The sequence below is a fragment of the Candidatus Limnocylindrus sp. genome (genome assembly GCF_040397215.1).
Lineage (GTDB): Bacteria > Chloroflexota > Limnocylindria > Limnocylindrales > Limnocylindraceae > Limnocylindrus.
Map to the genome: position 1 here is coordinate 103,646 of NZ_JBBAWK010000001.1, position 11,739 is coordinate 115,384.

Sequence of the window (11,739 nt, forward strand, 5' to 3'; positions counted from 1 at the left end):
GACCCGCTACTATCGCTCTCCCATGACTGATGTACCACTTGTAGAGCCGACGCCCATCGCGATCGATCGCGCCAGTGGCGCGTTGCGACTTGCTGAGCGAACCATCACCCTCACTGGCACCGAGCTACGACTCCTCTCGCTCTTGATTGAGCGACTCGGCGATGCGGTCTCACATCAAGAGATTCGAGATTACGTGTGGGGCGAGAACTGGGCCGGTGGCGATGAGGCACTCCGCGTTGCCGTGAATCGCATCCGCAAGAAGTTTGAAGAAAACCAACGTCGCCCACAGATCTTGGTGAGCGTTCGCGGCATCGGCTACCGCCTGATTGGCACGCGCCAGGCGTAACGCTCCGCTACCGCTACGCGAAGAGCGGTTTCAGGAACTGGCTCTCGATGACGAGAGCGATGTATGCCACGGGAAAACTCGCGAAGAGACCGAGCACTGCTGACCACCCAGACCGCTCAGTACCGTTGCCGTCTGCGCGCGGTTGTGGAACGATCAGGTAGGTGATGAGGCTGCCAAGAATCACCGTGCCAAGCACCAAGAGTGCCGCCGCTTCGGTGCGCAGGTCTCGTCCGCCGATGACGCCGCTCAAGTCAGCGCTGCTGCGCAGCGCGCGCTCCACCTGTAGGTCGTAGAGGAGGTACGCGAGCGTCAGGACTGCAGCGATAGAGACGTTCGAGAAGACGGCGCGAAAGACTGGCTTCGGCGCATGGAGCAGCTGGTAGATGCGACGGCCAATGAAGCCGCGTGGTTGGCGTGCCTTAGCCATGCAAGATTTCTATGGTTGGCCGCTTCGGCAACGTCTCCGGGGTGTGGGCGGCGAAGAGGGCGATCAGCTCGGCGATGCGCGCCACCTCGGCCTCGGTGTTCCAGAAGCCCCACGAGGTGCGAAGTGCGGCGGCAGAGCCTGGGCGGCCGTCGATGGCTGGGAGGCTCGGCACGCGGCGCGTGATAGCGAAGGCGCGTCGGGTGAGCTCCTCCACGAGCTGTTCGGGCTTCCAGCCAGCCACGCGGAGGGAGACGATCGTGGCGTGCCCGCCAGCCGGGGCGAGCATCTGTACCCCTGGCAGGTCGCGCACGGCGGCATGGAACTCGGCGGCGAGGCGCTGGGCACGATCGGTGGCCCACGGCAGGCCAACCTGCATTGAGAGCCAGCCCGCCGCTCGGGCAGCCCCCGCTAGTGATGGACGGCTGAACCCTGAGACCTGGTAGCGGCGCGCATCGGAGCGGAGGGTCCCCACCCCATTCAGTGGCTGCCCGTCAAACGCCATATAGCCCCCGATGACAGGTCGGAAGGTTTCAGCGGCAAGTGCCTGAGGTGAGAGGCGAACCCCAGCGAGCCCCTCGACGCCGAGGAGCCACTTCTGCGAGGGGAAGGCGAGCAGGTCGGGGTTCAGCGCGTCGACATCATCACGCAGGGCGCCAACCCCTTGAGCACTGTCGAGCACGGTGGTGATGCCCGCGGCACGTGCTGCTGCGAGCAGTGGCGCCACTGGCAGCACTCGGCCGCTGATCCATGAGACGCGCGAGAGCAAGAGCAGCTTCGTCGGCGCGTTTAGTAGTGGAAGGACGCTCGCCACGATCTCATCGTCACTGAGCGGTTGGCTGTCGGCGTTGCAGAGTGAGAGCGTCTGAATCAGAACGCCGGTGCGCGATGCAAGTGCGGCGATGCTGCCGCGAATTGCCGGGTACTCTTCGTCGAACGTAATGATGCGGTCGCCGGCGCGCCACTCCATGCCGAGGATCGGTCGAAGTACCGACTCGGTGGTGCTGTGACCAATGGCGACAAGTTCCAGATCAGTGGCGAGCACGCCGGCGAAGACGCCGCGCAACTCGTTGGCGCGCTCCTCAACGTCATCCATGGCGTGTTCGGTGGCGCGCCCGGTCTGTAGCTCTTGGTCGTGCACTGCGCGCATCGCCGCGTCGACCTCCGCGGGCACCGGTCCGTTGCTGCCAGCGTTGAGGTAGATGCTCGCCTCTGTCGAGGGCATCATCTTGCGCAGCTCGGCGACCTTCTCGTGCTCGCTCATTCCGTCTCCCCTGCCGATCCATTAGAGGCGCGGCAGCGCGCTTCGATCGCCGAGAGCGAGGCGATCTGATCGGGACCGAGGTCGGTGCGGAAGCGCACGATGCGTGGGCCGCGGAGGGTGTAGCCCGAACCGCTGCGATGACTGCGGCGCAGCTCATCGAATGAAACCTCTACAACGGTGCGCGGCTCAACGCTGCGATAGTTGCCGAGCTGCGCAACGGTGTGCTCTTCAAACCAGCGCCCCATCTCGCTCATCTCGTGTTCGCCGAACTGTGCCGAGGCGCGCCCAAGGGTTGTGAGCCGCCCCGAGAGATCGTCGCGCACGGCGAAGGTCAACTCCGACAAGAGCGTTCGGCGACGACCCACGCCGTACTCCACGCCAACCACCACGCAATCAACGCTATCAATCGGATTCGTCAACTTGAGCCATGCTGAGCCGCGCCGACCTGGGGCGTATGCGGCGGTGGTGGACTTCAGTACGACCCCTTCAGAGCCACGCATGCGCGCGGCAATGAACTCCGCCTCAATCTCTTCAATACCGCTAACCATTCGCTGTGGTGCAACATGAATCACACCGCCACATTGCTCCGTGACGCCAATCCTAGAGAGGGCGGCATATCGCTCGTGGAGTGGCGTGCCGATCAGGAGTTGATCGTTCTGGGCGATGAGGTCGAAGGCAATGAATTGCACGGCGGTGCGCTCACGCTCGTGCAGCGTGGTCTCTGCACCGCTCAGCCGTGATTGCACCGCACTCACTGGAAGAGGGTGTCCCCCTTCAAAGGCGATGATCTCGCCATCGAGTACCAGCGACCCCGATAGTTGCGCGGCTGCGGCGGCGATCTCGGGGAGCGCCACTGTGATCTCGTTGGCGTCTCGCCCGTAGAGTGCGACCTGTCCATCGGCGATATGCAGTTGCGCGCGAATGCCGTCGTACTTGTCTTCCACGGCAATAGCGCCAGCCGCGATCTCGCTCAGTCGCTCCACCGCATCGGCGGCACTGGCGGCGGGAGCGGCGAGCATGGCTGGGATTGGATGAAAGTAGCGGAGCTTCGCCTCGGCGAGGGCGCCGCGCTTCGCCAGAAGCGCCACGCGGCCGGCGTCCCCCTCAAGGGTCATCGCCCAACGCACAGCGCTTACATCCGCACCGAAGGCTGCGGCGATCGCGCCTTCGAGGAGGCCGTCGCGCAGGCCAATCTGCACGTCACCAGAGAGCATGCGCACGATGTACTTCCCTGCGATTGGTGAGGTGCCGTAGAAGAGCTGCATCAGCAGATCGTGACGGCGCTGGCCACTGGCGCCACGAATTGCGGCGAAGGCAGCGGGGAGCGAGCGGAGGGTCGGTGCTGAGCTGGCTCCTGCCACGGGCAAGATCCCTGTGGCGCTGGCAATGGCGCTGCTGCGCACCTGCGCGTGGCGCTCCTCGCTGGCGGCAGCCTCACCGGCAATGGGACGCTCGCTCTCGAGGAGCTCCTCAACGGCAAGGCCAATATCACCGGTCTCGTCGAGGATCTTGGCGAGCGAACCGGCCGGTGCGACCACGACCTCCTCGACCGCCTTGGCGAGTGCCGACCATGAGACGGCGCCCGCTTGCGCGGTGCCCCGGCTCCCAAGGAGTCGGCAGATCACCTCAAGGTCAACCTCATCGGCGACACGGAGCGCCTCCGCAAAGAGGCGTGCCTTCTCCGAGGTGCGCGAGGCGCCCTCGATCTTGCGTGCCAACTGCATCCAACTAAGCATCGAGGCGATCGTATACCGTGACCGCGTGATCGGATCGCAGCCCTACAGATCAATCGGCGGACATGAGGCAATCCTCGTGGGCGAGCACGTGGCGCTGCGCCCACACACCGCCGATACCCTCCCAGCGCTCAAGCGTTGGTACGCCGATCCAGAGCTAGTGCGCCTCGCCCGTCACCGCAACGAGCCACTCACCGGAGATGAGGTGGAGCGCATGGTCCGCGACCGCTTCAGTACCGCCCAGATGCTCGCCTTCGCCCTCTATGAACGTGTCGGCGCTACCGAGCAGTTAATTGGCAGCTGCACACTGGCGAATCTCGATATTGAGAACGGGGCTGCAAGCTTCCACTTGATGATCGGCGAGCCTGCCGCCCGCGGACGCGGTCTTGGCAGCGAGGCGACGCGACTCGTTACCAAGTTCGCCTTTGAGGCCCTTGGTCTTCATCGCATCAGCCTCACCCTCTTCGCCTTCAACGAGGCGGCGCTGCGCTGCTACACCAAGGCGGGCTTCACCGAAGAGGGGCGCATGCGCGATGCGATCACGCGCGATGGACGGCGCTGGGACGAAATTCAGATGGGACTCCTCGCAACCGACGCGTCATAGAGAGCGAATCTAGGCGCGGAACGCCTTTCGGGTCATCTCAATGAATCGCTCGCGATCAACGCGATAGACCACCCGGCAGTTCGGCTCGCGCTTCGTGTTGCCCAGGTGATCAACGATGGTTTGTCCGCGCTCATGTCCAAGGCCGAGCGACACCTCAACACGAAGGTGCGCTTCGCTGGTCGCGATGTCGGGCTCAAGCGCCACCGCCATGGCGATTGGATCTGGCCAGTCAAAGCCCTTCAGCTTTGATGACTCTTCGCAGAACTTTCGCAAGGCGCGCTGAATGTCGATGCTGTACTGGCCGAGCGGCCCGAGCGCGCGCAGCTCTGCAGCAAGATCATCCTCAATGACCGCGTCGGCCACAGAGACATCCCAGCCGACCATCTCCACCTTCATGCCGGACTCTAAGACGATGTGCACCGCCTCTGGGTCGACCCACCAGTTGAATTCGGCGAGCGGCGTGATGTTGCCAGGGAGCACGCCCGTGCCGCCCATGATCACGCAGCGCTTCACCCAGCTAGCGAACTTTGGTTCAATGCGAATGGCGATGGCAAGGTTGGTGAGCGGGCCGAGCGCGACGAGTTCTAGCTCGCCTGGCTCTTTGCGGAATGCGTCGATCATGGCGTGTACCGCGTCGTTACTTGTTGCTTTGCGGCCCTTCAGCGGTAGTCCGATGTCACCCATGCCGTCGGCGCCGTGCACATGCTGCGCAGTGGCAAACGCCCGCACGAGCGGCATCTCAGCACCGGCATGTAAGGGAATGCTCTTGCCGCACAGTTCAACGGTGTAGAGGGCGTTTTGCACGCCGAGCTCCACCGGAACATTGCCGATCACAACCGACATGCCAACGACTTCGGTGTTCGGATGCTTTAGTGCCATGACGATCGCCACGACGTCATCTGAGGCAGTATCGGTATCGATCCACATGCGGCGGGTTGGGCTCATGCGCGCATCGTATCTGCTGCTCGAACGGATTAGTTGCGGCGTTCTGAAAGCGCGGCGGGGTCGGCCTGCCACGGTCGAATCCCCTCGGCGAGGAGCAGATTCTCGCGATCGAGATGTGCGGCGAGCAGGGTGAGGCGTGCCAGCGCATCAGGGGCTTCGAGGAGCGCTTGGCGCTGCTCAAGGCTCAGCTGCACAACACCGCCAACCACGTGCGAGAGGCCGACCGGATCGTCGCTCCCTGAGAGTCGATCGATGGCCGTAGCAAGTAGTTCGCCATCAGGGTCACCCTCGTCGTCGGGAGACTCGTCATCGCCAGTGTTGTATTCGGTGATCTTGGTCGGCCCAACTGCAGTGTTTGACGCCACAAGGAGACGCTCGATCTCAGAGACCACCTCTTGGCTGAGTGCCGCACCCTGCTCCTCTTCGAGCGCCTCGGTAATCGCTTCGGGGGTTACCTCATCGTCCTCGATGAATTCGCCCTCCTCCTCTTGATCGTCGTCGTCATGGTCGTGATCGTGCTCCCCCTCATCGACGCCGCGCAGCAGCTCAAGATAGTCAATGAACAAATCAGAGACGCGCTCCGCCGTGGCGCGCACGCGCTCAGCCGATTCGCCCACCGCCTCGTCGAGGAGCTCGATCTCGGCCTGTAGATATGGGGCACTGCGATCAAAGTTCGTAACGCGGAAGCGCTGCGTGCCGAGCCCCACGATGTCCCAGCGCCCATCGATGTAGCGCGTCGCCTCGCGAATCTCGGCGAGGGTGCCGATCTCAGAGAGGCCGTCGTTTCCGGAGCGAATCACCCCGAATGGCTGGTTGAGTTCAAGGCAGCGCTTCACCATCAGGCGATAGCGCGGTTCAAAGATATGCAGCGGTAGGGCAACGCCAGGGAAGAGAACGAGTTGTAGCGGGAAGAGCGGGATCAGTTTCGGCGCGTCGCCGTTCTGCTCCAGGTCAGTGGCTGCAGGCCGAGGCCTGTCCCGCCGAATCCGCCGTGCGGAAGCTGGAGCCGCAGCCGCAGCCGCCAACAGAGTTCGGATTCTCCACGACGAAGCCGGCGCCCATCATCGCGTCAACGTAGTCAACAGTTGAGCCTTGAATTAGCGGCACGGCCTTCTCGTCAACGTAGACGCGCACGCCGTTCGCCATGAAGACGCTGTCGCCTGGGTTCTCGACATCGTCGAGCATCATGCCGTAGCGATAGCCGCTGCAGCCGCCCGAAACGATATAGACGCGCAGGCCGATTAGTGGGTTCGTCTCGCCCTTAGCGAGCTCAACAACCTTGGCGGCGGCGGTGTCGGTGAGGGCGAGAACGGGTGCTCCGGCTGGCGCCTCGTTGGCGACCTGTGGCTCCTGGTTCAACATCGCTCCTCCTTCGGCATCTGCCGCTGCTCTGATCCAGATTCTAGCGCGCCTACGCCTCTACGCGCTCAACCAGCATGGCGATCCCCTGACCCACCCCCACGCACATGGCGGCGATCCCGTAGCGACCACCGCTGCGGCGCAGCTCGCGGACCAGGGTTGTGGCCATTCGGGCCCCAGAGGCGCCGAGGGGGTGCCCGAGGGCGATAGCGCCGCCGTGCACATTGGTCTTTGCCGGGTCGAGCCCGAGTTCGGTGATACAGGCGACCGCCTGGCTGGCGAACGCCTCATTGAGCTCCACGCGGTCGATGTCGGCGACGGTGAGCCCGGTGCGCTCGAGCAGCTTGCGGATCGCTGGGATCGGCCCTGCGCCCATCACCGACGGATCCACGCCGGCAACCGCCGTTGCAACGATGCGCGCGTACGGCTTCAAGCCGAGGGCTCGCGCGCGCTCCGACTCCACAACGAGGAGTGCTGCAGCGCCATCATTGATGCCGGAGGCATTCCCTGCGGTTACGGTGCCATCGGCGGCGAAGGCGGGCTTCAGCTTTGCGAGTGCGGCGGCACTGCTATCGGGTCGCGGATGCTCATCGCGATCAACAACGATCGGCGCGCCGGAGCGCTGTGGGATGGAGACGGGCACGATCTCTTCTGCAAAGATGCCGCTCGCGGCGGCGGCTGCGGCGCGCTGCTGTGATGCGAGGGCGAGTTCGTCTTGCGCCTCGCGCGAAACGTGCCACTGAGCGGCAACCCGCTCCGCCGTTTCGCCAAGTGAGATCGCTGGATACTTGGCATGGAGTCGCGGATTCACAAAGCGCCAACCGATGGTGGTGTCGACGAGCTCACGATTGCCGCGCTCAAGGCCACTCTCAGGCTTCAGGGTGACGAGTGGCGCACGGCTCATGCTCTCTACGCCGCCTGCCACCACCACCTCAGCATCGCCAACGGCAATGGCGTTCGCTGCGGCGGCGAGTGCCTGCAAGCCGGAGCCGCAGAGTCGATTTACCGTTTGCCCTGGAACCTCAACGGGGTATCCGGCAACAAGGAGCGCCATGCGCGCCACGTTACGATTGTCTTCGCCGGCCTGGTTGGCGCAGCCCAAGATCACATCATCGATGTCGGCGGCGTTGATGCCGCTGCGGGCAACGAGCGCCTCGAGGACGGTAGCGGCAAGGTCGTCGGGGCGAACGCCAGCGAGCGCGCCGCCGTAGCGACCGAAGGGGGTGCGCAGCGCCTCAACGATCCAGGCCTCCTTTAGGGGGCGGCCCGGGGTGCTGCTCTGGAAGAGTGGTGCGCTACTGCTCATGCGCTCAGTCTACGCCCGCCCCTCGGCTAGGATGGGGCCATGAGCGAGACCCTCGTACCCATCGCCCCCGCCCTCCCCCCGATCTCGACCAGCCTCACCCCTGGGCTCCCCACGGCGGCCGAGCTCTTCGACTTCGCCGGTGGGGCAGAGCGCCGCTTCAGCACCCTGCGCCTCCGTATTGAGGAGCGCGCGGTGACAGCCGCGGGCGAGAGCCTCGGATCGGTTGAACTCCTCATTGATCGGCCCCTAGCCCGCGTCACCACGGTGCATCCGCAGGGCGGCTACGACGTGTGGGTCACCGACGGCGCCAACGTGCGCAGCTACAACGCAGTCACGAAAACCACCACGCGCCGACCGCATCGCGCGGCGCCAACAGGCCTCGACGACAGTGGCCTACCGCAAAGCTCGCGCGTGCCGACCAACATGGGTCCGCTCCCCGGCAAAGGTTGGGCGACAAGCTTCGTTCGCCCTGGTTCGTTCTGCAGCAGCGTCCTCGCAGGTGCGGTGCTCGGTGCCGTGCACGAGACACGCCTCGTTGGACGTGTCGCACTCACCATTGAGGCGGCAGCCCCACGCGCCGTTGCTCTTGAAGGCGATCGCGCCGACTTCCGCTTCCGCGTCACCTTCGATCGACTCACCGGCCTCTTGCTTGGTGTAGAAGAGTTCCGCGGTACGCATCTGGTGCGCAGTGCGCTCTGCACCGCGTTTGAGGCGGATGCCTCTATTCCTGCCAGTGCCTTTGATCTTGAAATTCCACCTGACGTTGTGACGCTCTACTGAGCCGCCGATGAGTGAGATCGTTGGCCAGGCGCTGCTCGAAAAGTCGGTAGCGCACCTCGTCGCCGCAAGCGACAGCCCAGAGCTCATCGCGAAACTGATCCCCGGATGCGATGCTCTGCATCGCATCGATGCAGAGCATATTGAGGGTCGCCTCGCGACACAGGTTGCCGGCATTCCGATTGAGGCCGCTATCTCTGTTCGTCGCACTGTTGAGGTACTTGGCGGCGGCGTGACCAGACTGCATCTGCGACTCAAGGTTCGTCCCGACATTGGCGGTCATGCGATTGTCGTTGCCCTCATTGATCTGACTGAAGCCAGCGCGACGAGCAGCAACGCCTCGTGGCGAACCTCAACGGAGCTTGATCCAATGCTCGCCGTGATGGCGGGACAGCGCGTAGAAGAGTTCTTGCGCAGTTCAATCGATCACTTAATCGCAGGCCTCGCAAGCTAAGCGCGTCGCGTCGGCGCTAGGCGTTCAGCGCCACCCAGATTGCAGCGAGCACAATAAGTGCCAAAGTTGCAATCATCAGCACCCACCCAGCACGAAAGAGTGCGCGCCCGCGGCTGATCGGCCACCAGGCACCAACGGAGCGAGCGATGCGGAGCGCCGCCTCACCCATGGTGACGAAGAGTGGGATGGAACCAATCAGAAGCGGCACCTTGACGATGCCATCGCTCCACTTCGCGCCAAGGTTCAGCGCGCTGATGACAATCGTGCCGCAGATCAACGCAACAACACTGAGGTAGATGTAGCCGCCGCGCAGTGGTGTTGGATCTGTCTCTGGAACGTACGCTGGAAGACCATCGTCGGCGATTGGCACCGGCTGGCGATCGAGCTTGATCATCCCTGGCTCGTAGCGCTCGTCAACCAACACGCCACGCAGCAACTCCCCTGCGTCGGGCGCCTCCTCTTCAGCTCCTGGGAGTGCGTGTGGCAGCGCCTCAGCGCCGTCAATCTGGTCGGGGCGAACGATGCGTTGGCGCTCGTTGCTCATCGTCGAGCGAGCAGGAATCCGACGACCGCCAGCGCGATGCCAATAATGCGCGTGGCAGACACAGGAATGGCTGATGTGCCAAGAAGTCCGAACCCGTCAATGGCGAGTGCGGCGCCGAGCGAGCCGAGGATGTAGATGAGGGTCGCTTCGGTCACGCCGAGCACCGGCACGGTGGTGGCAAATCCGGTCACGATCAGCGCGCCAAAGAGGCCGCCGGTGAGCAGGAGTGGCGGCACCTTCGTTGCCTCAACGAGCTGCAGCTTGCCGCTCAAGAGCGCCACAACGAGCAGTACCGCCAAGCCACCGATGAACGAGACCACGGCGGCGTTCACCGGGTCGGTGCGGCGACCAAGTTCGGAGTTCACGATCGATTGCACCGAGGAGCCGACACCGGCGGCAAAGATGAAGAAAGCCAAGGCTAGAAACTGCATGCGTCCCCCTCTATTGGATTGCTTCGCGCGCTGCGTGCCCACTCGTTATTCGCCCTGGGCGCGGGTGAATCCCTCTTCGCTGCCCCACACACGGAGCTTCTCCAGGTGCACCCACGGTGCAACGCCTGCCACACGAGCGGCAAGCGCGAGGAGTTTCTCGTCAGGCAGATCGGAACCATCAGCGCGTGCCAAGAAGCGCGCGCGGAAGAGGCCCGTTGGGTCGAATGCGGGGGCAGCATTTGGCCACACCACCGTTCCCTTGCTCTCAATCATCTTAAGGGTGAGCTCCTGGCCGGCGAGGGCGGAGAGCTTGGCGCCGAGCTCAGCCGGCGACATGAGCGACTGCAAGAAGAGATCGAGGCCAACAACGCGCGCTGTGCCGACTTCGCGCTCGCGCGCCTCGCCGCTGGTCCAGCGCGCATGCGGCTTCACATCAACAGGTCGTGGTCGGCTCGCGGCGGCGGGAACGGTTGTTGGACGCTTGCCGAGGCTCTCGATCACCGCATCAGCGAAACCGCTGGTGCTCGTTGCTGCCTCAACATCGCCACCCTGCTGGCGCACCACATCCTGTGGGAGTGCCTTCCCCGCTTCGAGCGTTGCAAGGACCGCGTCTTCAACCACATCGGCGAGATCAGTCTCACCCAAGTGGCGCAGCATCATCGTTGATGACAGAATCAGCGCGGTTGGATTGATGACGTTCTTGCCGGCGTACTTCGGCGCAGATCCGTGCACCGCCTCGAAGATCGCCACGCCGTCACCGTAGTTGGCGCTCGACGCAAATCCGAGTCCGCCAACAAGCCCAGAGGCAAGGTCGCTAATGATGTCGCCGTGCAAATTCGTGGCAACCACCACATCAAACTGCGCCGGGTCTTTCACCATCTGGTGCGCAACGTTATCAATGATTAGATGATTCGCTTCTAGCGACGAATACTCTTTGCTGAGATCTTCGCCGATCTGCTTGAAGAGTCCTTCGGTGAACTTCAGAATGTTCGCCTTGCTCGCAGTGGTGACCTTATGTCGACCTTCGCGTAGCGCAAGTTCGTAGGCGAAGCGAATGATCTTCTCTGAGCCAGTTCGGCTGATCAGCTTGACCGCCTGTGCCACATCGTGCGTCTGAAGGTGCTCGATGCCGGCGTAGAGGTCTTCAACGTTCTCGCGCACGATGACCATGTTGATCCCTTCGCCCTTGTAGCGCGTTGGCACGCCTGGCAGCTCACGCGCAGGTCGAACGTTGGCGTACGTTTCAAAGAGTTTGCGCAGTGTGACGTTGGCACTCTTTTCGCCGAAGCCGACCGGCGTCTCGAGTGGCCCCTTCAGGGCGACGCGTGTGCGCTCAATGCTGTCGCGGGTCTCCTTTGGCACACCAGAGGTGTCGCCCTTCTTAAAGACTTCAGCACCAGCCTCAGCCTCCTCCCAGTCGAAGGCCACACCCGCCGTTGCGGCGGCAGCGTCAAGGACGCGTTTTGTGGCGAGGGCAACCTCAGGGCCAACCCCGTCGCCAGGGATCAGGGTGATGGCGTGGCGTCGTGGGGTGGTCATGCGCTCAGGATAG

General features: G+C 63.7%; 14 protein-coding genes. 4 read left to right on the forward strand and 10 right to left on the reverse strand.

The features are described 5' to 3' along the window. Positions 1-22: 22 nt before the first annotated feature. The gene (locus AC3LCN_RS00510) at positions 23-346 is read left to right on the forward strand and encodes a winged helix-turn-helix domain-containing protein (protein ID WP_488648135.1); all 324 of its coding nucleotides are present in this window, start codon (positions 23-25) and stop codon (positions 344-346) included. A 13-nt stretch (positions 347-359) separates the two neighbouring features. Here the strand turns inward: AC3LCN_RS00510 and AC3LCN_RS00515 are convergent, their stop codons facing one another. The 3 genes from AC3LCN_RS00515 to AC3LCN_RS00525 are packed head-to-tail and all read right to left on the reverse strand — an operon-like array spanning position 360 to position 3,770. Continuing rightward, a complete protein-coding gene (locus AC3LCN_RS00515) occupies positions 360-773 on the reverse strand; it encodes a hypothetical protein (protein WP_488648136.1) in 414 nt (137 codons plus the stop codon). Beyond that, positions 766-2,034, reverse strand: a complete 1,269-nt coding sequence (locus tag AC3LCN_RS00520; RefSeq protein WP_488648137.1) for an aminotransferase class V-fold PLP-dependent enzyme — start codon at positions 2,032-2,034, stop codon at positions 766-768. Before AC3LCN_RS00520 ends, AC3LCN_RS00515 begins: the two co-directional genes overlap by 8 nt. After that, positions 2,031-3,770, reverse strand: a complete 1,740-nt coding sequence (locus tag AC3LCN_RS00525; protein ID WP_488648138.1) for an ATP-dependent DNA ligase — start codon at positions 3,768-3,770, stop codon at positions 2,031-2,033. Before AC3LCN_RS00525 ends, AC3LCN_RS00520 begins: the two co-directional genes overlap by 4 nt. Before the next feature lie 25 nt (positions 3,771-3,795). Here AC3LCN_RS00525 and AC3LCN_RS00530 point away from each other — a divergent pair, with 25 nt between their 5' ends. Continuing rightward, positions 3,796-4,371 (forward strand): GNAT family N-acetyltransferase, encoded by a 576-nt coding sequence (locus AC3LCN_RS00530; protein ID WP_488648139.1) that lies wholly within the window; start codon positions 3,796-3,798, stop codon positions 4,369-4,371. 9 nt (positions 4,372-4,380) lie between these two features. On the opposite strand, the gene AC3LCN_RS00535 is transcribed toward AC3LCN_RS00530, so the two are convergent. From AC3LCN_RS00535 to AC3LCN_RS00550, 4 genes are read right to left on the reverse strand one after another with little or no spacing between them, the layout of a single operon-like run. Further along, positions 4,381-5,316 carry a nucleoside hydrolase gene (locus AC3LCN_RS00535; protein ID WP_488648140.1) on the reverse strand — a complete coding sequence of 312 codons (936 nt, stop codon included), beginning with the start codon at positions 5,314-5,316 and terminating at the stop codon, positions 4,381-4,383. Between the two features lie 29 nt (positions 5,317-5,345). Beyond that, entirely contained in the window at positions 5,346-6,341 is a 996-nt protein-coding gene (locus tag AC3LCN_RS00540) for an LON peptidase substrate-binding domain-containing protein (protein ID WP_488648141.1), read from the reverse strand. Further along, positions 6,268-6,678, reverse strand: coding sequence for a HesB/IscA family protein (locus AC3LCN_RS00545; RefSeq protein ID WP_488648142.1), 411 nt, complete (start codon positions 6,676-6,678; stop codon positions 6,268-6,270). The genes AC3LCN_RS00540 and AC3LCN_RS00545 overlap by 74 nt, the downstream gene beginning before the upstream one ends. 49 nt (positions 6,679-6,727) lie before the next feature. Then, positions 6,728-7,981: an acetyl-CoA C-acyltransferase gene (locus AC3LCN_RS00550; protein ID WP_488648143.1), complete on the reverse strand. Its 1,254-nt coding sequence runs from the start codon at positions 7,979-7,981 to the stop codon at positions 6,728-6,730. A gap of 39 nt (positions 7,982-8,020) precedes the next feature. On the opposite strand from AC3LCN_RS00550, the gene AC3LCN_RS00555 reads away from it, so the two are divergent. Both AC3LCN_RS00555 and AC3LCN_RS00560 read left to right on the forward strand, forming a co-directional pair. Continuing rightward, on the forward strand, positions 8,021-8,761 hold the full coding sequence (locus AC3LCN_RS00555; RefSeq protein ID WP_488648144.1) for a hypothetical protein: 741 nt from the start codon (positions 8,021-8,023) through the stop codon (positions 8,759-8,761). A gap of 7 nt (positions 8,762-8,768) precedes the next feature. After that, on the forward strand, positions 8,769-9,212 hold the full coding sequence (locus AC3LCN_RS00560; RefSeq protein WP_488648145.1) for an SRPBCC domain-containing protein: 444 nt from the start codon (positions 8,769-8,771) through the stop codon (positions 9,210-9,212). 16 nt (positions 9,213-9,228) lie between these two features. Here AC3LCN_RS00560 and AC3LCN_RS00565 read toward each other — a convergent pair whose 3' ends face one another. From AC3LCN_RS00565 to AC3LCN_RS00575, 3 genes are read right to left on the reverse strand one after another with little or no spacing between them, the layout of a single operon-like run. Continuing rightward, on the reverse strand, positions 9,229-9,756 hold the full coding sequence (locus tag AC3LCN_RS00565) for a hypothetical protein (RefSeq protein ID WP_488648146.1): 528 nt from the start codon (positions 9,754-9,756) through the stop codon (positions 9,229-9,231). Beyond that, positions 9,753-10,187: a DMT family transporter gene (locus AC3LCN_RS00570; protein ID WP_488648147.1), complete on the reverse strand. Its 435-nt coding sequence runs from the start codon at positions 10,185-10,187 to the stop codon at positions 9,753-9,755. Before AC3LCN_RS00570 ends, AC3LCN_RS00565 begins: the two co-directional genes overlap by 4 nt. 45 nt (positions 10,188-10,232) lie before the next feature. Beyond that, entirely contained in the window at positions 10,233-11,726 is a 1,494-nt protein-coding gene (locus AC3LCN_RS00575; RefSeq protein ID WP_488648148.1) for an NADP-dependent isocitrate dehydrogenase, read from the reverse strand. Positions 11,727-11,739: the final 13 nt, after the last annotated feature.